The sequence below is a fragment of the Streptomyces sp. HNM0575 genome (genome assembly GCF_012726265.1).
Taxonomy (GTDB): domain Bacteria; phylum Actinomycetota; class Actinomycetes; order Streptomycetales; family Streptomycetaceae; genus Streptomyces.
On the sequence record NZ_JAASAG010000005.1, the window covers coordinates 47,767 to 69,010 of the forward strand.

Consider the following 21,244-nt stretch of genomic DNA (forward strand, 5'->3'; position numbering starts at 1 on the left):
CGCCGCATGAAGACTTCCGCATGGACCGCACAGCAGCTTCCCGACATGACGGGCCGCACAGTCGTCGTCACCGGCGCCAACAGCGGCCTCGGCCTCGTCACGGCCCGTGAGACGGCCCGCGCCGGCGCCCACGTCGTACTCGCCGTACGCGACACCGCCCGCGGCGAGGCCGCGGCGGCCACCCTGCCCGGCAGCACCGAGGTGCGCCGCCTCGACCTCGCGGACCTCGCATCCGTGCGCTCCTTCGCCGAGGAGTGGAACGGACCGCTGGACGTTTTGATCAACAACGCGGGCGTGATGGCGATACCCGAGCGGCGCACCGCCGACGGCTTCGAGATGCAGATCGGCACCAACCACCTCGGCCACTTCGCCCTCACCAACCTGCTGCTCCCGCACATCACCGACCGCGTCGTGACCGTCTCCTCCGCCATGCACCGCGGTGCGCGCATCGCCTTCGACGACCTCAACTCCCGCGGCGGCTACAGCCGTTGGCGCGCATACGGCCAGTCCAAGCTCGCCAACCTCCTCTTCACCGCCGAACTGAACCGCCGGCTGGAGGCCGCCGGATCGTCCGTCACCGCCCATGCCGCGCACCCCGGCTACGCCGCGACCAACCTCCAGTCGCACGCCGCGAGCAAGCTGGAGAAGGCCGTCATGGCGATCGGCAACCGCCTCTTCGCCCAGCGGGACGAGATGGGCGCGCTCCCCACGCTCTACGCCGCCACCCAGCCGCTGCCCGGCAACAGCTACACCGGACCCGGCGGCCTGATGGAGAGCCGTGGGTACCCCGCCTCCGCGGGCAGGAGCAGCGCAGCCGGCAACGCACGTGACGCCGAACGTCTCTGGGGCCTCTCCGAGAGCCTCACCGGGGTCGCCTTCCCGCTCACCTCCACCGCCACCGGGCGCGCCTGATCCGCGGGGAGCGGGCCGCCGCTGAACGTACGGAGCCGGGCGCCGCCCGTGCGCTCACCGGCCCGTGAGCGGCGGGCGTGCGCCGCGCCCGAGCGCGTACCCTGTCGGCTGAGATGACTGCGAAGACTTATGAGCTGCGGACGTTCGGCTGCCAGATGAACGTCCACGACAGCGAGCGGATGGCCGGCCTGCTGGAGGAGGCGGGCTACGTACGCGCGCCCGAGAGCGCGGAGGGCGCGGACGGCGGCACCGGTGCCGGCGCCGACCTGGTCGTCTTCAACACCTGCGCGGTGCGGGAGAACGCCGACAACCGCCTCTACGGCAACCTCGGCCAGCTCGCCCCCAAGAAGGCCGCACGGCCCGGAATGCAGATCGCCGTCGGCGGCTGCCTCGCGCAGAAGGACCGCGAGACGATCGTGAAGAAGGCCCCCTGGGTCGACGTCGTCTTCGGCACCCACAACGTCGGCAAGCTGCCGGTGCTCCTGGAGCGCGCCCGCGTCCAGGAGGAGGCGCAGGTCGAGATCGCCGAGTCGCTGGAGGCGTTCCCCTCGACGCTGCCGACGCGGCGCGAGAGCGCCTACGCGGCCTGGGTCTCCGTCTCCGTCGGCTGCAACAACACCTGCACCTTCTGCATCGTTCCGCAGCTGCGCGGCAAGGAGAAGGACCGCAGGCCCGGCGACATCCTCGCCGAGATCGAGGCGCTCGTCGCCGAGGGCGTCACGGAGATCACGCTCCTCGGGCAGAACGTCAACGCCTACGGATCGGACATCGGCGACCGCGAGGCGTTCTCCAAGCTCCTCCGCGCCTGCGGACGCATCGAGGGCCTGGAGCGGGTCCGCTTCACCTCGCCCCATCCGCGGGACTTCACGGACGACGTGATCGAGGCGATGGCCGCGACGCCGAACGTGATGCCGCAGCTGCACATGCCCCTCCAGTCCGGCTCGTCCCGGGTGCTGAAGGCGATGAGGCGCTCCTACCGCCAGGAGCGCTTCCTCGGCATCATCGAGAAGGTCCGTGCCGCCATGCCGCACGCGGCGATCTCGACGGACATCATCGTGGGCTTCCCCGGCGAGACCGAGGAGGACTTCCAGGAGACGCTGCACGTCGTGCGGGAGGCCCGCTTCGCGCAGGCCTTCACCTTCCAGTACAGCAAGCGGCCCGGGACGCCCGCCGCCGAGATGGACGGGCAGATCCCGAAGCGGACCGTGCAGGAGCGGTACGAGCGGCTCGTCGCCCTCCAGGAGGAGATCTCCTGGGAGGAGAACAAGAAGCAGGTCGGAAGGACCCTCGAACTGCTCGTCGCCGAGGGCGAAGGCCGCAAGAACGACGCCACGAAGCGGCTGTCCGGACGCGCGCCCGACAACCGCCTCGTGCACTTCGCCCGCCCCGAGGAGCCGGTGCGCCCCGGCGACATGGCCACCGTCGAGATCACGTACGCGGCGCCCCACCACCTCCTCGCCGAGGCGCCGCCCTCCGCGGTGCGGCGCACGAGGGCGGGCGACGCGTGGGAGGCGCGGAACGCCGCCCCCTCCACGGCGGACGCCGGAGCGCGCGGCGTGATGCTGGGCCTGCCGACCGTCGGCGCGCCCGAGCCCCTGCCCGCCGACGCGGGCGGCAGCGGCTGCCACGCCTGCTGAGTCCTGATCGTCCGGTTACGCAGAGCGACTTGCGGCGTTAAGCTGCCCGCCATGCTTGTCGCCGCCGCCACATGTCCCTGTCCGCCCCTGCTCGTTCCCGAGGTCGCCGGAGGCGCGGCCCAGGAGATGGACTCCGCCCGCGCCGCGTGCGACGAAGCACTCGGCGCGCTCGCAGCAGCACGCCCCGACCGTCTCGTCGTCGCAGGCCCCGCGGACCAGGCCGCGCGGGGCCCGCACCCTCAGGGTGCGCGCGGTTCGTTCCTCGGCTACGGGGTGGATCTGGAGGTATCGCTCGGCAAGGGCGAACCTCCCGCGGACGCCCGCCCGTTGCCGTCCTCGCTGGCCGTCGGGGCGTGGCTGCTGACCCGCGCCGACTGGACCGCGGCACCGCTGGAGGGCCTCGGCGTGGGCGAGCCCCTCAGCCGCGAGCGGTGCGAGGAGTCGGGGCGTCAACTCGCGGACAGCGCCGAACGAGTGGCTCTGCTGGTGATGGGCGACGGCACCAACTGCCGTACGGTCAAGGCCCCCGGCTACTTCGACGAGCGCGCCACGGCCTTCGACGCGGCGGCGGCACGCGCCCTCGGGGATGCCGACGCGGCCGGACTCCTCGCGCTGGACGAGGAGTTGGCGTACGAGCTGAACGCCTCGGGGCGCTCGTGCTGGCAGCTGCTCGCGGGTGCCGCGGAAGGCCAGGGCAAGGGCGGCAGGCTCACGGGCCGGCTGCTCTACGACGAAGCCCCTTACGGGGTGGGCTACTTCGTCGCGAGCTGGACCTGAGCGCCCAGCACTCCGGGGACCCGTCTCGTGAGGCGTCGTCTCCAGGCGTGCCCTCGCGAGGTGCCGTCGAGGTGCCGTCCTGATGAGCTGACGCGTGTGGGCGTGGCCCGCCGGATCCGGCGGGCCACGCCCACGTCATGTTCGCGGCCGGTCGCGGCGGGGGCCGCACCCGGCGCCGTCAGGAGGTCAGGAGCCGCCCTGGGGTCCCTTGCCGCCGCCCTGGGAGCCGCCGCCTTCCTGACGCCCGTACTTCTCGGCCTGGCTCTTGGCCTTCTGGGTGCCGGACCGGATCTGCTCGCTGTACTTCCCCTTGGTCTTCGAGTCGGCCATGCCTGCGGCCTTGTCGATCCCCTTGGAGACCTTGTCGCTGTGCTGGCCGAGCATTCCCTTGACCTTGTCCATGAAGCCCATGGCGGCCACCTTCCCTTCCGTCCCGTGCCTCGGTGGCAGTTCGGTTACGGGTCAGTTGCGGGCGTCGTCCGCGGCATCGCTGTCGGCTGCACCGTCGGCCGACTGCTGCTTCGGGATGCCGACCTCCTCGGGTTCGCTCCCGGCTCCGGTCACCGCGGTGACCTCCTGTTCCTTCGCCTCCTGGTCCGCTCCGGCCTGGGCACCCGTGGCGCCGGCGGCCGGCTTCCGTGGCGACCCGGAAGAACGGCGCAGAAGTCTTGCAAAGACGCCCATATCTACACTCCTCGACCTTACTAACGTGGCCGCGATCCGGCGCACCGGGAACGGGCGCCGCCCCCTCTGCCTGCGGCGCCGGCGTCCCGGAAACCGGGTACGGGGCCCTCGCAACAGGCAACGAAACCGGGGGTCCGCCGTCACGTCGCCCGTTCGGGTCCGAAGCGCCGCGGGAGGTTTGCGACACTGACGGCGTGAGTGCCGCAGACCCGTCCGCATCCCCGCCCGCGCCTTCGTCCGGGACCCGTGGCCAGGGGGCGCCCGCGTCCCGCCGCGGCGCGGCCCCGCCCGTCGTCGCCGTCGTGGGCCCCACCGCGGCGGGCAAGTCCGACCTGGGCGTCGCCCTCGCCCGCCGCCTCGGCGGCGAGGTGATCAACGCGGACTCGATGCAGCTCTACCGCGGCATGGACATCGGCACCGCCAAGCTTCCGCGCAGCGAGCGGGAGGGCGTCCCGCACCGGCTGCTCGACGTCTGGGACGTCACGGTCACCGCGAGCGTCGCCGAGTACCAGCGGCTCGCCCGCGCCGAGATCGACCGGCTGCTGGCGGCCGGCCGCGTCCCGGTCCTGGTGGGCGGCTCCGGCCTGTATGTACGGGGCGCCATCGACGCCATGGACTTCCCCGGCACCGACCCCGCGGTGCGGGCGCGGCTGGAGGAGGAGCTGGCGGAGCAGGGCCCCGGAGCGCTGCACGCACGCCTCGCGGAGGCCGATCCGCAGGCGGCACGGGCGATCCTGCCGAGCAACGGCCGCCGCATCGTGCGGGCCCTGGAGGTCATCGAGATCACCGGCCGTCCCTTCACCGCGAACCTCCCCGGTCACGAGGCCGTCTACGAGACGGTCCAGCTCGGCGTCGACGTCGCCCGCCCCGAGCTGGACGAGCGGATCGCCGACCGCGTCGACCGCATGTGGGAGCGGGGACTCGTGGCCGAGGTGCGGGAGCTGGAGGCCGCGGGGCTGCGCGACGGCCGCACGGCCTCCCGCGCGCTGGGCTACCAGCAGGTCCTCTCGACGCTCGCCGGAGAGTGCACCGAGCGGGAGGCACGCGAGGAGACCGTACGGGCCACGAAGCGCTTCGCGCGGCGTCAGGATTCGTGGTTCCGCCGGGATCCGCGGGTGCACTGGCTGAGCGGCGCGGAGCGGGACCGTCCGGAACTGACCGGAAAGGCACTGGCCTTGCTGGAAGAAGCGGTCACAGCCTGATCACGTGATGGCATCGGGACGTCCCGGGCGTCCGCCGGGACTGTTCCGGCGTGCCATCATCGACCATCGATCGGAGCCGTGCAGTTGGAGTTGGGAGGGCGGGTGGCGATGGAAGCCGGCCCTCGTGACAATGAGGAGACCGCCGTCGACGAGGCCGAGCGCGCCGGGACCGTCGGACGCATCGACGACCTCACGGACCTCGACGCCCACGGCGCCGGCATGGCCCTCGGAAACCACGGCAACGGGGAGAACGGGGACGCCTCGGCGACCCGCGGGCGCCGTGCGGACCACGTGCACGACGGCCCGGCCTCCGGTGAGGCCCTGGACGTCGACGACGCGGACGACACCGACGACGTGGACGAGGACCCGGACGCGGGCGGCGACGACCGCGACGGCGCCGTCGACGACGCTCCCCCCGAGGCCGACGGCACCCCCGTCGAACCACAGGACCTGCGTCCCCCGCGGAAGCTGCGGCTGTGGCAGCTCGCGCCCATCGTGGTGCTGAGCGCGCTCGGCTCGCTGATGTTCGCCTTCCCGCTGGCCTTCGAACCGGGCGGCGGCACGGGCGCCGTGGTCTCCATGCTCGGGCTGCTGATCTGCGGCTGCGCCGCGGGCTGGGTCGTGGTGGCGGCCCGCCGCGTCGGACTGTCCTGGCCGGGGCTGCCCGCGCCGGACTCCGGAAAGCGCGCCGACTGGCGGATCGTCGCGCTGTACGCCGTGATCGTGGCCACCGTCGTGTTCCTCGCCGTCTGGCGCGTGGCAAGGCTGCGCTGACCCGGCGCTCATCCGCCCGCGGGCGGCCCAGGGGCCGGGGCCCGGTGCCGCGCATGCGTACCTGCGCCGCTCCCGTACGATCGGCGGCATGACCGGCGCACAGCCCGTGCCGTTCCTCAAGGGACACGGCACCGAGAACGACTTCGTGATCCTCCCCGACCCGGACGGCCTGCTGGAGCTGACTCCGCAGACCGTCGCGCGGCTGTGCGACCGGCGGGCAGGCATCGGCGGCGACGGACTGCTGCGGGTCGTACGGTCGGCCGCGCACCCGGAGGCGCGGGCGATGGCCGCCGACGCGGAGTGGTTCATGGACTACCGCAACTCCGACGGCTCCGTGGCGGAGATGTGCGGCAACGGCGTGCGCGTCTTCGTGCGCCACCTGGAGCGTGCCGGCCTGGTCAAGGCGGGGGAGGTCGCCGTCGCGACCCGCGCGGGCGTGAAGCGCACACACCTGGCGGAGGACGGTTCCGGAGTGACGGTGGACATGGGGCCCGCCGCACTGCCGGGCGGCGCCGTGACCGTACGGGCCGGCGCTCGGAGCTGGGAGGCGGTGCACGTGGACATGGGCAATCCGCACGCGGTCGCCTTCGTCGGTGATCTCGCGGATGCGGGAGGCCTGTTGGAGGCTCCCGGCGTGGAGCCCGCTGCCGCCTACCCGTCGGGTACGAACGTGGAGTTCGTCGTGGACCGCGGCACCCGGCACGTGGCGATGCGCGTCCACGAGCGCGGCTCCGGCGAGACGCGGTCCTGCGGTACGGGCGCGTGCGCCGTGATGGTCGCGGCTGCACGGCGCGACGGAGCCGACCCCGCGACCGACGGCGAGGACGCCACGTACACGGTCGACGTCCCCGGCGGCACCCTCGTGATCACGGAACGGACCGACGGCGGGATCGAGATGACCGGACCCGCGGTGATCGTCGCCGAGGGGACCGTCGACCCCGGCCTGTTCCACGCGTAGGCAGCAGGTCTGGCGGCGGGGCGCATACCCCGTAGAGCGGGCGAGCTGAGGGGTGTTCAGGATTCGCGCTCTCAAGTGCGCGGCGCCACAACGTCGCTCGGACGGGTGATCCGTTTCACGCTGCGCATGACCCGGACATCAGGGTGTGCTGGGGTCGGTAGCATCACAGGCCCCGGCCTGGACCGGGGTTGCTTCATCGGGATCGACGGGCTCGAGGGGCTCGACGGGAGGTGCCATGAAGAGTCTGCGAAGGCTCAGCCGGGCGGCCCTGCTGGGCCAGGCACCGCGCCGCGACGGGCTTCCCGACGCCATGGAGCATGTGGCCAAGGTGCATCGCGCGCACCACCCCGGCGCCGACCTCGGAGCGCTGCGCCGCGCGTACGTCCTCGCCGAGTCCTCGCACCGCGGCCAGATGCGCAAGAGCGGCGACCCCTACATCACCCATCCCCTTGCCGTGACGCTGCTGCTGGCCCAACTCGGCGCGGAGACCACCACGTTGACGGCATCCTTGCTGCACGACACCGTCGAGGACACGGACGTGACGCTGGAGCAGGTGCGCGAGGAGTTCGGCGACGAGGTCGGCTATCTCGTGGACGGCGTCACCAAGCTGGAGAAGGTGGACTACGGCGCCGCCGCCGAGCCCGAGACGTTCCGCAAGATGCTCGTGGCCACCGGCAACGACGTGCGGGTGATGTCGATCAAGCTCGCGGACCGGCTGCACAACATGCGCACCCTCGGCGTGATGCGGCCCGAGAAGCAGGTGCGCATCGCCAAGGTCACCCGCGACGTGCTCATTCCGCTCGCCGAACGCCTCGGCGTGCAGGCCCTCAAGAGCGAGCTGGAAGACCTCACGTTCGCGATCCTGCATCCCGAAGAGCACAAGCTGGCACGGGAGTTGATCGCCGAGCACACGAAGGAGCCGGATCCGCTCACCGGTGTCGCCACATCCGTGCGGCGGCTGCTGCGCGAGGCGGACATCGCCGCGCAGGTGCTGATCCGGCCGCGGCACACCGTCTCGGTGCACCGACTGCGCCTGAAGCGAGGCGAGTTGGGCCCGTGCGACTTCGGGCGGCTGCTCATCCTCGTCGAGGAGGACGCCGACTGCTACGCGGTGCTGGGTGAACTGCACACGTGCTTCACCCCGCTCGTCGCGGAGTTCAAGGACTTCATCGCGTCGCCGAAGTTCAACCTCTACCGCTCGCTGCACACGGCGTTCGCCGACGAGCACGGCAGGGTCGCCGAAGTCCTCGTGCGTACGCGGGAGATGCACCGCATCGCCGAGGCCGGGGTGATCGCCCTGGGAGACCCGCACCGCGCGGCGGCGCCGGCACCGGGAGCGGCAGCCGGCACGGCAGCCCTCACCGGAGACGGCGAGGACGAGGACGGGGCGGCCGCCGAGCCCGGCGGTCCCGGCTGGCTCTCCCGGCTGCTGGAGTGGCAGAGCTACGCGACCGACACCGAGACCTTCTGGGCGGAGCTGCGCGACGAGTTGTCGCAGGACGGCGAGATCACCGTCTACTGCGCCTCACCCACGGCCGCTCCCGCGTCCGGCGGCGGCGCCCTGCCGCTGCCCGCGGGCGCCACGTGCGTAGACGCCGCGTACGCGCAGTACGGCTCGGTGGCACACCGCTGCATCGGGGTCCGCGTCAACGGGCGTCTCACCGCGCTGAGCACGGTCCTCGAGGACGGCGACGCCGTGCAGCTCTTCATGGAGCCCGCCGTGGGGGCCGTGCCCTCCGGGCCGTCGCCGGAGTGGCTGGAGCACGCCCGTACGCCGGCGGCGCGCATCGCCATCCGGCAGTGGCTTGCGGCCCATCCGCCCGCGCCGGAGCCGGCGCACCCGTCGCCGCCCGCCCCGGCGGACGACGACGCGGACGTCCGGGAGGAGTGTCCGGGCGCGGAGAGCGCGACCGGGTCCGTCGATGCGCCCCTCACCGGGGAGAGCGCTCCGGAGGGCTCCTCCCACGGTGCCGCGGAGGGCGCCGCCTCCGTCGTGGCGGACGACCCCCGGGCCGTCGTACGCCTCGCCGGCTGCTGTACGCCCGTGCCGCCGGACAGCGTCACGGGCTTCGCGGTGCGCGGCGGCACCGTCACCGTCCACCGCGACAGCTGCCAGTCCGTGGCCCGCATGACCTCCACCGGGCGGCGTCCCGTACCCGTGCGCTGGCAGCAGGGGGCCTCGGGGTGCCGGGTGACGCTGCGTGCCGAGGCCCTGGGCCGTACACATCTGCTCGCCGACCTGACCGAGATCATCGCGGCACAGGGGGCGACGGTGGTGTCCGCCGAGGTGGAGCCGCCGCGCGAGCAGCGCGTGCTGCACACGTACACGCTCCAACTCCCCGACGCCGCAGGGCTTCCAGCGCTGATGCGGGCCATGCGCGGCGTCCCCGGCGTGTACGACGTGACGCGTGCCGCCAGGCCCGTGCCGGCTCGCTGACCGCAGCCCCCGGAGCCCAGGGCAGGACCCGGACTTCTTTCGGGTGGGCCGCTGCTGTGCCAGCCCGGAAGCCAGTCGGTCTGCTGATAGCACTATTTCCATGGTCGACTCGTCCCCCGCAGCGAACTCGTTCTGCGCAGTGAAAGGGCCTGCTCACACCCCCCGCACCGGCAACGGCGGCCGCCTCCGCCGCCGGCCGTCCCGCACCATTTCCCGCACCCCCGCCCGTACCGCCGTGGCCGTCGCCTGCGCAGTCCTCGCGCTCGCCGGCGCGGCGCTGCCGTCGCCGAAGCCGCTCGGCGTGGGCGACCGCCTCTTCCCCCACCTCGGCAACCCCGGATTCGACGTGCGCTCCTACGACATCTCCTTCCGCTACGGAGGCGTCAACTCCCGCCCGCTCGACGCCCGTACGGTCATCGAGGCCGACGTCACCGCACGGGACGGACTCCCGCGCTTCAACCTCGACTTCGCCTCCGGCGAGGTGCGCTCCGTGACCGTCGGCGGTCGCGCCGCCCGCTACCAGCGCGCGGGGGACGACCTCGTGGTCACCCCCTCCCGCACCCAGCGCCGCGGGGAGCGCATGCGCGTCGTGGTACGGCACACGAGCCCCACCGGTGACCCCGCCGTCAGCGGCTGGGTGCGCACTAAGGACGGGCTGGCCATGGCCAACCAGGCCGACGCCGCACACCGCGTCTTCCCGGGCAGCGACCACCCCTCCGACAAGGCCCGCTTCACCTTCCACGTCACCGCGCCCCGGGCGCTGACCGTGGTCGCGGGCGGGCAGTTGACGGACAAGGAGCGCCGCGGCGAGCAGACCCGGTGGACGTACCGGGTCGCACACCCCATGGCCACCGAGGTCGCCCAGGTCTCGATCGGGCGGTCCTACGTACGGCGCTCCAAGGGCCCGCACGGGCTGCCGCTGCGCGACGTCGTGCCCCTGCGCGACCGGGAGAAGCTGCGGCCCTGGCTGGAGAAGACCCCGCGCCAGCTGGCCTGGCTGGAGCAGCGGCTGGGTCCGTACCCCTTCGAGACGTACGGGCTGCTCATGGCCGACGCCAGCACCGGGTTCGAGCTGGAGACCCAGACGCTCTCGCTCTTCGAGAAGGATCTCTTCACCGGGAACAGGGTGCCCTCCTGGTACAAGGAGTCGGTGATGGTGCACGAACTCGCGCACCAGTGGCTCGGCGACAGCGTGTCACCGGAGACGTGGGACGACGTGTGGCTCAACGAGGGCCACGCCACCTGGTACGAGTGGCTCTACGGAGCGGAGCGCGGGGGCCCCTCGCTGGCCTCGCGCGTGAAGCAGGCGTACAAGAGCTCCGACGGCTGGCGGAAGACCTATGGGCCTCCCGGCAGGCTGCACCCCGCGAAGCCCGGCAACAAGATCGACATCTTCCGCCGGAGCGTCTACGACGGCTCGGCGGTGGCGCTCTACGCGCTCCGCGAGAAGATCGGCAATGAGGCCTTCGCACGTCTCCAGCGGGAGTGGATCACTCAGCACGGCGACGGGAACGCCTCGACGGCGGACTTCGTCCGGCTGGTGAACGCCGTCGCCAAGAAGGACCTCACCGGGTTCCTCAAGGGTTGGCTGTACGGCGCGAAGACACCGCCGATGCCCGGTCACGCGGACTGGCGCAGCTCGTGAGGCCGCGTCCCGGGCCCTCCTCGACGGAGGGCCCGGGACGCCGTGCGCCCGCAGGCGCAGGGGGTGCGGTGCAAATCCGGATGACTGCGCGGTAGGGCCGTGCCACCATTTCCTCCGGTGCTCCGGGAACGTGCGGCAGGCGCTTCGCGGGCCCGGGGGCGGGAATCAATACCGCCGCAGGGGCGTTGCCAAGGGTGAGCGGCAGGCACTGCGCCGCCCCATAGTTCCGTTTCCCGCATCTCCCACTTCGACGTAAGGACCCAATGACCTTCTCCTCTTCTCTTCCGCACAACGGCCAGCGGGTCGCCGAGTCCGACCGCCGAGCTGACGCCCTGATGGAAGAGGACGCTGCTTGGAGTGACGGGATCGACGGCGACCGTGACGGCGATCAGTACGACCGCAGCGAGCGTGCGGCGCTTCGCCGAGTCGCGGGTCTCTCGACCGAGCTTGAGGACGTCACCGAGGTCGAGTACCGGCAGCTGCGCCTGGAGCGCGTCGTGCTCGTGGGCGTCTGGACCTCCGGCACCGCGCAGGAGGCGGACAACTCCCTGGCGGAACTGGCCGCCCTCGCGGAGACCGCGGGTGCGCACGTGCTGGACGGAGTCGTCCAGCGCCGGGACAAGCCGGACCCCGCGACGTACATCGGCTCCGGCAAGGCGCAGGAGCTGCGGGACATCGTCCTCGACAGCGGCGCCGACACCGTGGTCTGCGACGGTGAGCTGAGCCCCGGCCAGCTGATCCACCTCGAGGACGTCGTGAAGGTCAAGGTCGTCGACCGCACGGCGCTGATCCTCGACATCTTCGCGCAGCACGCCAAGTCCCGGGAGGGCAAGGCGCAGGTCTCGCTGGCGCAGATGCAGTACATGCTGCCGAGGCTGCGCGGCTGGGGTCAGTCCCTGTCGCGGCAGATGGGCGGCGGCGGCTCCGGCTCGGCCGGAGGCGGCATGGCCACCCGTGGCCCCGGTGAGACCAAGATCGAGACGGACCGGCGGCGGATCCGCGAGAAGATGGCCAAGATGCGCCGTGAGATCGCGGAGATGAAGACAGGCCGCGAGATCAAGCGGCAGGAGCGCCGCCGGCACAAGGTGCCGTCGGTCGCCATCGCCGGATACACCAACGCCGGCAAGTCCTCCCTGCTCAACAGGCTTACGGGCGCCGGCGTCCTCGTGGAGAACGCGCTGTTCGCGACGCTGGACCCGACGGTCCGCAGGGCCGAGACGCCCAGCGGCAGGCTGCACACGCTGACCGACACCGTCGGCTTCGTCCGGCATCTGCCGCACCACCTGGTGGACGCGTTCCGCTCCACGATGGAGGAGGTCGCCGACGCCGACCTGATCGTGCACGTGGTCGACGGCGCTCACCCCGACCCGGAGGAGCAGCTCGCCTCGGTGCGCGGAGTCATCCGTGACGTGGGCGCCTCCGACGTGCCGGAGATCGTCGTCGTCAACAAGGCGGACGCGGCCGAACCGCTCGTGGTGGAGCGGCTGTTGCGCGCCGAGGGCCCCGCGGCGATCGCGGTGTCGGCCCGTACGGGCAAGGGCATCGAGGAGCTGCGTGCCCTCATCGACGAGGAGCTGCCGCGTCCCTCCGTGGAGCTGGAAGCACTCGTTCCGTACACCGAGGGCAAGCTGGTCTCGCGCGTGCACAGCGAGGGCGAGGTGCTCTCCGAGACGCACACCGAGGACGGCACCCTGCTCAAGGCGCGGGTGCACGCGGAGCTGGCGGCCGAGCTGCGGAAGTACGAACCGCAGGCAGCCGCGGGCCTGGGCTAGGGGACTTCCCCTTCCGGACCGTACGGCTGTGGCCCGCCTCCCTGCTCGACGGGGAGGCGGGCCACATGCGCGAAGGACGTGCGGACCGCGTGTCAGTTGCGGCCGGCGTACTTCCTGCTGACCGCGTCGAAGACGTTCTTCGCCGCCGGGCCCAGGTGCGGTCCCGCGAGCCACGTCGCGGGCTGCGGGCCGATCGAATTGACCGACACCAGCTCGGCCTTGCCGCCCTCGCCCTTCATGAACCAGCCGCCGCCCGAGGAGCCGCCGGTCATGGTGCAGCCGATCCGGTAGAGCGCCGGCTGCGAGGCGTCCACCGACAGCTCGCCGGGCCTGTCGGTGCAGCTGTACATCTTCGCGCCGTCGAAGGGGGGCGCGGCCGGGTAGCCGTACGAACTGAGCCCGGAGAAGCGTCCGGCGCGCGGCGCATGGAAGTTGACCTTCACCGCGGCGCCGACCGTCTCCTCCAGCGACCTGCCGGTCGACCGCTCCGGACGTACGTGCAGCACCGCGAAGTCCTGCTGCGAACCGCCGCCGCCCGACGCCGCGCCCTTGCGGATCCAGTAGTCGGTGGTCTGCGCCCACTCGCCCCACCACTGCCCGTACGGTGCGACGTCCTGCGGCTGCGCGCTCTCCACCTGCGAGGGCGGCAGACCGCGGTTGTTGTACGCGGGGACGAACATGATGTTGCGCAGCCAGCCGCCGTTCCGGCCCGAGTGCACGCAGTGCCCCGCGGTGGCCACGAGGTTGGACTTCCCGGGATTGCGCGGGTCCTTGACGACCGTGCCGGAGCAGACCATCGGGCCCTTCGGGGTGTCCATGAAGACCTTGCCGGCGGGGGCGGCGTTCCGGGTGTACGGAGTGCCGACCGCGCGTGCCTCGACCGGGCGCGGCTCGGGGCCCGAGGCGTTCGCTCCCGACGCCGATTCGACGTTCTCGGGCACGCGCTTGCCGTTGTCCTCCGCCTCGTCCATGCGTCCGCGCTTCCAGTGGTCCCTGATGTAGGGGTTGATGAAGTCCCGGCCCTCACGGACCCATTGGTCGCGGTCCCAGTTCTTCCATTCCCCGTTGCGCCACTTCTCCAGGTCCTTCAGGGACGTCGGAAGGTCCTTCGGCAGATCGTCGGGGATGCCGAGACCGTCGGTGGGCGAGGGCTTCGCGGACGGCCGCGCCTGGGCGTCCGTGTCGCTGCCGCCGCCCGTACCGGACTGGCATGCGGTGACCGTGAGCGCGAGCGCCGCGAGCACGGTGGCGGCCACCGCGCCCGTACGGCGGCGGGGCTGCCTGCGTATCGATGACATGGAAGGGATCCCCCTGGAAGTGGAACGGAGAGCAGGAACTAACGGAGAGCAGGAACCGCGGCAGTGGAACGCCGGAGCAGTGCAGACGTGGAACGTGCAGATGTGGAACGTGCAGACGTGGAGCAGCGCAAACGCGGCGCAGCGCAACGGCATACGGGTCGGGACCGGCGGCGGGCCGGGGGAGGATCCAACTCCCCGCCCGCCGCCGGTACTTGCGGACCGTGATGCTGCCGCCTCGGCGTGCGTGCGCGCCGCTGTCGCGGGCGGGCGTCTACTTTCCGGCGAGGCTGTCGAAGACGCCCTTCGCCTCCTTGCCGATGCGCGGACCGGCGAGCCACCCGCCTTCGACGGGTCCGACCGACGTGACGGACAGCAGCTGCCCGCCGCTGGGGCTGAGCCACCCGCCGCCCGAGGAGCCGCCCGTCATGCTGCATCCGACGCGGTACATCGTGGGCTCGCGGGGATCCAGCGTCAGGCGTCCGGGCTTGCCGGTGCAGGTGAGCATCTTCGTACCGTCGTAGGGAGGCGCCGCGGGGTAGCCGTGCGGCGTGAGGCTCGGAATCCCCTTGACCCGCGGGGTGTTGAAGTTGACCTTCGCGGCCTTGCCGACGGTCTCCTCAAGCGAGGGGCCGGACTTGGCGTCCTCGGGGCGCACCTTCATCACCGCGAAGTCCTGGGGTGCGCCCTTGCCGCCGGTCTTGGAGCCGTTCTCGATCCAGAAGTCCGTCGTACGCGCGTACTTGGCCCACCAGACGCCGTCGGGCGCGACGTCCTTCCTGGCGGCCTTCGCCAGCTCGGCGCCGGACAGGCCCTTCGGGTTGTAGCGCGGCACGAAGACGACGTTGCGGAACCAGCCGCCGTTCCTGCCCGCGTGCACGCAATGGCCCGCCGTCGCCACGAGGTTGGACTTGCCCGGGTTCCCCGGGTCGGTGACGACGGTCCCGGAGCAGACCATCGAACCCTCCGGCGTGTCCATGAACACCTTGCCGACGGGCGGACTGGCCTTCGTGTAGGGGCGCTTGACCTGCTTGGCCGGTATGCGGGACGGGGCCGGGTCGGTGACGCCCTCGTCCTCGCCGGTGCCGCCCTTGCCGCCGCTCTCTCCGTCGTCGATGTCGCCGTCGTCGACCTTACGGTCGTTGCCGTCGGCGTCCTTCATCCGGTCCGGGTCCCACAGGTCGTCGATGATCGGGTTGATGAACTCCTTGGCCCTGCGCAGCCATTCGTCGCGGTCCCAGTTCTTCCATTCGCCGTTGCGCCACTTGTCGAGGTCCTTCAGCGAACTGGGGAGGTCCTTCGGCAGGTCCTTCGGCAGGTCCTTCGGCAGGCCCAGATCCCGCTGCTTCTTGTCCTGCTCGGCGGCCGAAGCGGAAGCGCTCGGCCGACTCCCGGCGCCGTCGTCCTCCGGGCCGCAGGCGGTGGCGGTCACGGCCAGTACGGCTGCGGCCGCCGTCACGGCCAGAGCGGTACGTCGTCGCCTCGCGGACCGGCTGGTGGCTGACATGAATGAACTCCCCCTGAATGTCCTTGTGCCTCTTGAATTGTCATGACCCCCCTGGGCGGGAGGCGGACGCGCCCCCGCGTCGCGGCCGGCGAGAGCCGCCGCGCACCCGAAGTCACGGAAGACTATGCCCCGTCGGGTGGGGGACGGGGCCCAAGGGGTCCACGGTTCCGACCGGTTCACGTCACAGATCTTCACTTCGCCCGTGATCAGGGCGCTCCGGCTTCGTTGGTACGGACGGGGGAGGCGGCCCGCGGGTCCGCGTGCCGAGTCGACACGGGAGGAGATCTCTGTGAACGCGCCCACCGGAGCGGCACCGTCGGTCCCGCAAGCGCCGCGAGCCCCGGAGGTCCCGCCCGGGACGGACGTACGGGCGCCGGCGGATCCCGCGACCGGTACCGCGACGGACCCGGCGATCGACCCGGCGACGGATACTTCGACCGCCCCCGCGGCGGATGCCTCGACGACTCCCGTGACGGCCCCCGTGACCGGTGCCGCGACCACGGCCGTGACGACTGCCTCGACCACGGCCTCGACCGCGGCCGCAGTGGAAGGCGCCCGGCTGCCCGCACAGACGCACGCTCCCGGACGGCCCCGCCGGGCGCTCCGTACGGACACCGCCGGACCGGCCGGAGGCGCTGCTCCGCAGGAACCCGAGGACCCCGCACGTACGGCCGACGACGCCGCCACCGGCAACCTGCTGTGCTGCTGGGTGCGCGAGCGGAACATCCCGCGGCCCGCCGGCAGGGGCGCGGGCTCGGACGCAGGCACCCGCGAGACCCTGGTGCTCGCGATGGAGGCCAGCGGCGTCACCCTGCGCGTGCCGGTACGCCACTGGTCGCCCACGGGACGGCACGACTTCGGGCCTCCGCTGCTGGACGGTGCACCCGCAGGTGCCGCGCCGCTCGACGCCGTGACGCTCGCCGCGCTGATCGCGCGCGAGGCGGCGCACCTGGGCGGCGGCCGGGCCGGCGGCGCGTCCGCGGACGGCTCCGGTCGCGGCAACTCCCCGGCCGTCGACGGCTGTTGGGACGCCCATGGCGCCGACGCCCCGATCCAGGACCCGGACGGGAGCCCGGTCGAGCGCCGGGACGGCGGCCCGTCCGCCTCGGGCGCGGCCGGCGCCGCCGATCTCGTCGCCCGCGTCGCCGACTCCGTACGGCGCACCGCCGGGTTCCTCGCCGAGCGCCGCGCCGCGCCCGAACCCCCGCCGGGGCACGGCCCGTTCATCGAGGCAGAGCAGTCGCTCGTACTCGGTCACCCGCTGCACCCGGCGCCCAAGAGCCGCCAGGGTCTCAGCGACGACGAGTCCGCCGCGTACTCACCGGAGGTGCGCGCCGCCTTCCCGCTGCACTGGGTCGCCGTGCACGAGTCGGTGCTCGCCTGCGACTCCGCCTGGACCGAGCGCGGACGTACGGTCGGCGCCGCACAGCTCGCGGCCCGTCTCGCCGGTGAGACCGTCACCTCCCGGCTGCCCTCCGGCACCGTGCCGCTGCCGCTGCACCCCTGGCAGGCACGACGGCTAGCGCAACGCACGGACGTCGCCCGCCTCTTCGCCGACGGGCTGCTGCAAGACCTGGGTGAAGCGGGCGGCCCATGGCACCCGACGTCATCCGTCCGTACGGTGATGCGGCCCGGCGGACCGGCGATGCTCAAGCTCTCCCTCGCGCTGCCCATCACCAACTCCCGCCGGGAGAACCTGCGCAAGGAGTTGCTGCGCGGACTGGAGATGCACCGGCTGCTGCGCTCTGGGCTCGGCGCGCAGTGGCGGGCGGCGCATCCCGGCTTCGACATCGTCCGCGATCCGGCGTGGCTCGGAGTGGACGGGCCCGACGGGCTGCCGGTGACGGGCCTGGACACCGTGATCCGGCACAACCCCTTCGGCCCGGCGGACGACGCCGTGTGCGTCGCGGGCCTGACCGCCGAGCGGCCCTCGCCCGTCGCGCCGTACGGACGGCTGCGCTCGCGCCTCGCGGACGTGCTGGAGGGGCTCGCAGCGCGTACGGACCGGCCCGTGAGGACGGTGGCCACCGAGTGGTTCCTGCGCTATCTGGACGCCGTCGTACGGCCGGTGCTGTGGCTCGACGCACACGCGGGCATCGCCCTGGAGGCACACCAGCAGAACACCCTCGTGCTGCTGGACGAGGAGGGGTGGCCGTGCGGCGGCCGCTACCGCGACAACCAGGGCTACTACTTCCGCGAGTCCCGCCGTGACGCGCTCCAGCAGCGGCTGGCAGGAGCACGGCTCGGCGTCGACAGCGACACCTTCGTGGGCGACGAGGTGGCCGACGAGCGCTTCGCGTACTACCTCGGCATCAACAACGTGCTCGGTCTGATCGGCGCTCTCGGGGTGCAACGCCTCGCCGACGAGCGGGTGTTGATCGCGGCGGCGCGTCAGTTCCTGCGCACCCGGGCCCGCGGGGACGGCGACGGTCCCGTGTCGGCGCTGCCCGAGCTGCTGCTGGAATCGCCGACGCTGCGCTGTAAGGCCAATCTGCTCACGCGCGTGCACGGCATGGACGAGCTCGTCGGCCCGGTCGACACCCAGTCCGTGTACGTGACCGTCGCCAACCCGCTCTTCCGGTGACCGTGCCACGAGTGCCGGGAGGAGGCGTGCGCAGGTGAACGTGGACCGACCCGACGCCGGTACGGATCACGACGGCTCGGGCACGCCCGGCGGGTCCGCTGATCCCGATGCACCCGGCACGGCTCGCCCCGCCGGGACGTCCGGCCGGGCCGCGGCCGACGACACGCTCGACCTGCGGATGTCGGACGAGCTGACGCGGCTGCTGTCGGAGCACGCGCTGTGGGACGGCTCGCAGGACGGAGCCCCCGACGGCCGGCAGGAGCTGAACTCACGCGAACCGTACGGCCCGGACAAGCATCCGACCGGCACGCAGCGGGAGTTGACCGGTCCGGACGGCTCTATCGGTGTGGCCCGGTCCGACCTGCTCGACTCCGTCGTCTGCTGGCCCGCCACGGACACCCCGGTGGGCACGTTCCGGCTCGTGCCCGTCCGCATGGACCGCGATCTGCGGCTGATCAGCGCGTGGATGAACGACCCGGCGGTCGCCGCCTTCTGGGCGCTGGCGGGTCCCCGGGAGGTGACCGCGGCCCATCTGCGGACGCAGCTGGAGGGCGACGGGCGCAGCGTTCCCTGCCTGGGCGTACTGGACGGCGTGCCCATGAGCTACTGGGAGATCTACCGCGCCGACCTGGACCCGATCGCCCGCCACTGCCGCGCCCGTCCCCACGACACGGGTCTGCACCTGCTGATCGGCGGCGTGCCCGACCGCGGACGCGGCATCGGAACCGCGCTGCTGCGGGCGGTCGCCGACCTCGTGCTCGACCGGCGGCCCGGCTGCGGCCGTGTGCTCGCCGAGCCGGACGTACGCAACGTCGCCTCCGTCGCGGCCTTTCTGAACGCCGGCTTCCGGCTGTCGGCCGAGGTCGATCTGCCCGGCAAGCGCGCGGCGCTCATGGTCCGTGACCGGGCACTGCGCGAACTGCTCTGACCCCGCCGCCTCCGGCTGCCGTCCACGGCCGGCCGCCGGGAGGGTTCCGGTTCCGGATCGCTGTTCCCCCGTCCGGTGCCGGGCCCGCTGTCCTGTCCCCGAACGAGGAGGTCCCCAGTGCACCTGCCGCACTCCGACGACAGCAACGACGAACTCCGCGGCTCCGGCGAGCTGCGGCTGCCGCCCGGCATCGACCAGGACAGCTGGCGCAGGGCGGGCAGACGGCTCCTGGCGAAGATGATCAGCGAGTTCGCGTACGAGGAGATCATCCGGCCGGAGCCCGACCAGGAACACGGTCCCCCTGATTCAAGTCCCGCTGATTCAAGTCCCGGCGATCCCGGACCCGTTGACTCCGGACCCGTGGACTACGGCCCCGGCGATTCCGCCCCCGACCCTGATCCCGGCGCTGAGCCCGATCCCGATCCCGAGCCCGATCCTGACGCCCGCTCCCGGGCCCTGCGCCCCTACCGCCTCCGCGTCGCCGACGACCTCACCGTCCGCTTCCGCGCCCGCCGCGGCGCCTACGGCCACTGGAACATCGACCCGGCATCCCTGACCCCCGTCGGCACCGACCCCTTCGCGTTCCTCCTTCGCGCCCACGACACCCTCCTCGGGCTCACCGGCGACACCACCGGTCACCTCATCCGCGAACTGTCCGCGACCCTCCTCGCCGACGTACGCCTGAGCGAGCGCGAACTGCCCGCCGCCCGCCTCGCCGAACTGGGCTACGCGGAACTGGAGGGACACCAGAAGGGCCACCCCTGGCTCGTGATGAACAAGGGCAGGCTCGGCTTCTCCGCGGCGGACGCGGCCAGTTGGGCACCGGAGGCACGCCGCGAGCAGAGCCTGCCCTGGCTCGCCGTACGCACGGGGCCCTCCGGTCTCGCCGTCTACCGCGGCGTCCCCACCCTCGCGGAGCCGCACCGCCTCTACGAGCGGGAACTGAGCCCCGACACCCTCCGGGACTTCCGTCACGCCCTGCGCTCCCGCGGACTGCCCGCCGAGGAGTACCTCTTCCTGCCCGTACACCCCTGGCAGTGGGACGAGACGATCGCGCCGCTCTTCGCGGACTCGATCGCCAAGGGCGACATCGTCCCCCTCCGCTCGGACGGCGATCTGCGCCTGCCCCAGCAGTCGGTACGCACCTTCCTGAACGTCAGCCGCCCCGAGCGGCACACCGTCAAGCTGCCGCTGTCCGTCCTCAACACCCTTGTCTGGCGCGGACTTCCCACGGAGCGCACTCTCGCCGCGCCCGCCGTCACCCGGTGGATCCACGGACTGCGCGACGCAGACGCCTTCCTGCGTGACGAGTGCCGCGTGATCCTGCTCGGCGAGGTCGCCTCGGTCACCGTCCGGCACCCCCTTTACGACCGGCTGCCGCAGGTGCCCTACCAGTACCGCGAACTGCTGGGCTGCATCTGGCGCGAACCGCTCGCCGGGCAGCTCGAATCGGGGGAGCGGGCCCGCACCCTCGCGTCGCTCATCCACACCGACGCGCGGGACCGGTCCCTCACCGCCGAGCTGGTCGAGCGGTCCGGACTGCCGCCCCGCGTCTGGCTGCGGCGCCTCTTCGCCGCCCTCCTGCCCCCGCTGCTGCACTTCCTCTACCGCTACGGGACGGTCTTCTCCCCGCACGGCGAGAACGCGATCGTGGTCTTCGACGAGGACGACGTACCGGTGCGGCTCGCCGTCAAGGACTTCGTCGACGACGTCAACGTGAGCGCCGAGCCCGTACCCGAGCTCGACGGGATGCCCGACGAGGTGCGGGAGGTGCTGCTGACCGAGCCGCCGGCCTTCCTCACCCAGTTCATCCACTCCGGGCTCTTCGTGGGCGTGTTCCGCTACCTGGCGCCGCTGTGCGAGGACCAACTGAACGTTCCGGAAAGGGACTTCTGGTCGCTGCTGCGCACCGAGACCGAGCGTCACCACGCGCGCTTCCCCGAGCTGAAGGACCGCTTCGCCGCCTTCGACCTGCTCACTCCGCGCATCGACCGGCTCTGCCTGAACCGCAACCGGCTGCACATGGACGGCTACCGCGACAGCTCCGAGCGCCCGCACGCCGCCGTGCACGGCACGGTCGCGAACCCCCTGCACCCGGACTCGCTGTGACCGCCCCTGTGACCACCGCTGTG

At 72.5% G+C, this 21,244-nt stretch carries 16 protein-coding genes; 12 read left to right on the forward strand and 4 right to left on the reverse strand.

Annotation, left to right across the window (positions count from 1 at the left end):
- The first annotated feature begins 6 nt into the window (after positions 1–6).
- From HCC61_RS13915 to HCC61_RS13925, 3 genes are all read left to right on the forward strand, one after another.
- A complete protein-coding gene (locus HCC61_RS13915; protein ID WP_169135753.1) occupies positions 7–912 on the forward strand; it encodes an oxidoreductase in 906 nt (301 codons plus the stop codon).
- A 113-nt stretch (positions 913–1,025) separates the two neighbouring features.
- Positions 1,026–2,549 (forward strand): tRNA (N6-isopentenyl adenosine(37)-C2)-methylthiotransferase MiaB, encoded by a 1,524-nt coding sequence (gene miaB, locus HCC61_RS13920; protein WP_169135754.1) that lies wholly within the window; start codon positions 1,026–1,028, stop codon positions 2,547–2,549.
- A gap of 51 nt (positions 2,550–2,600) precedes the next feature.
- Positions 2,601–3,326 (forward strand): class III extradiol dioxygenase subunit B-like domain-containing protein, encoded by a 726-nt coding sequence (locus HCC61_RS13925; protein ID WP_169135755.1) that lies wholly within the window; start codon positions 2,601–2,603, stop codon positions 3,324–3,326.
- 186 nt (positions 3,327–3,512) lie between these two features.
- Here the strand turns inward: HCC61_RS13925 and HCC61_RS13930 are convergent, their stop codons facing one another.
- A complete protein-coding gene (locus HCC61_RS13930) occupies positions 3,513–3,737 on the reverse strand; it encodes an antitoxin (RefSeq protein ID WP_169135756.1) in 225 nt (74 codons plus the stop codon).
- Between the two features lie 51 nt (positions 3,738–3,788).
- Entirely contained in the window at positions 3,789–4,010 is a 222-nt protein-coding gene (locus HCC61_RS13935; RefSeq protein WP_169135757.1) for a hypothetical protein, read from the reverse strand.
- A 302-nt stretch (positions 4,011–4,312) separates the two neighbouring features.
- Here HCC61_RS13935 and miaA point away from each other — a divergent pair, with 302 nt between their 5' ends.
- The 6 genes from miaA to hflX all read left to right on the forward strand — a co-directional run bounded on the left by miaA (position 4,313) and on the right by hflX (position 12,798).
- Complete coding sequence (gene miaA / locus HCC61_RS13940; protein ID WP_346777218.1) at positions 4,313–5,212, forward strand: tRNA (adenosine(37)-N6)-dimethylallyltransferase MiaA; 900 nt, start codon at positions 4,313–4,315, stop codon at positions 5,210–5,212.
- A gap of 102 nt (positions 5,213–5,314) precedes the next feature.
- A complete protein-coding gene (locus tag HCC61_RS30695) occupies positions 5,315–5,986 on the forward strand; it encodes a hypothetical protein (RefSeq protein WP_346777185.1) in 672 nt (223 codons plus the stop codon).
- An 88-nt stretch (positions 5,987–6,074) separates the two neighbouring features.
- A complete protein-coding gene (dapF, locus tag HCC61_RS13950; RefSeq protein WP_169135759.1) occupies positions 6,075–6,944 on the forward strand; it encodes a diaminopimelate epimerase in 870 nt (289 codons plus the stop codon).
- A gap of 235 nt (positions 6,945–7,179) precedes the next feature.
- On the forward strand, positions 7,180–9,381 hold the full coding sequence (locus tag HCC61_RS13955; protein WP_169135760.1) for an HD domain-containing protein: 2,202 nt from the start codon (positions 7,180–7,182) through the stop codon (positions 9,379–9,381).
- 235 nt (positions 9,382–9,616) lie between these two features.
- Positions 9,617–11,026: a M1 family metallopeptidase gene (locus tag HCC61_RS13960; RefSeq protein WP_346777186.1), complete on the forward strand. Its 1,410-nt coding sequence runs from the start codon at positions 9,617–9,619 to the stop codon at positions 11,024–11,026.
- A gap of 263 nt (positions 11,027–11,289) precedes the next feature.
- The gene (gene hflX, locus HCC61_RS13965) at positions 11,290–12,798 is read left to right on the forward strand and encodes a GTPase HflX (RefSeq protein ID WP_169135762.1); all 1,509 of its coding nucleotides are present in this window, start codon (positions 11,290–11,292) and stop codon (positions 12,796–12,798) included.
- A gap of 92 nt (positions 12,799–12,890) precedes the next feature.
- Here the strand turns inward: hflX and HCC61_RS13970 are convergent, their stop codons facing one another.
- Together HCC61_RS13970 and HCC61_RS13975 are read right to left on the reverse strand one after the other, a co-directional pair.
- A complete protein-coding gene (locus HCC61_RS13970) occupies positions 12,891–14,096 on the reverse strand; it encodes a hypothetical protein (protein WP_169135763.1) in 1,206 nt (401 codons plus the stop codon).
- A gap of 271 nt (positions 14,097–14,367) precedes the next feature.
- Positions 14,368–15,600 carry a hypothetical protein gene (locus HCC61_RS13975; RefSeq protein ID WP_169135764.1) on the reverse strand — a complete coding sequence of 411 codons (1,233 nt, stop codon included), beginning with the start codon at positions 15,598–15,600 and terminating at the stop codon, positions 14,368–14,370.
- Positions 15,601–15,889: 289 nt separating this feature from the next.
- Between HCC61_RS13975 and HCC61_RS13980 the strand changes: the two genes are divergently transcribed.
- The 3 genes from HCC61_RS13980 (at position 15,890) to HCC61_RS13990 (ending at position 21,221) form a co-directional block, all read left to right on the forward strand.
- Entirely contained in the window at positions 15,890–18,184 is a 2,295-nt protein-coding gene (locus HCC61_RS13980) for an IucA/IucC family protein (RefSeq protein ID WP_346777187.1), read from the forward strand.
- 34 nt (positions 18,185–18,218) lie between these two features.
- Entirely contained in the window at positions 18,219–19,112 is an 894-nt protein-coding gene (locus HCC61_RS13985; RefSeq protein WP_346777188.1) for a GNAT family N-acetyltransferase, read from the forward strand.
- 171 nt (positions 19,113–19,283) lie between these two features.
- Positions 19,284–21,221, forward strand: coding sequence for an IucA/IucC family siderophore biosynthesis protein (locus tag HCC61_RS13990; RefSeq protein ID WP_240968998.1), 1,938 nt, complete (start codon positions 19,284–19,286; stop codon positions 21,219–21,221).
- Positions 21,222–21,244 lie beyond the last annotated feature (23 nt).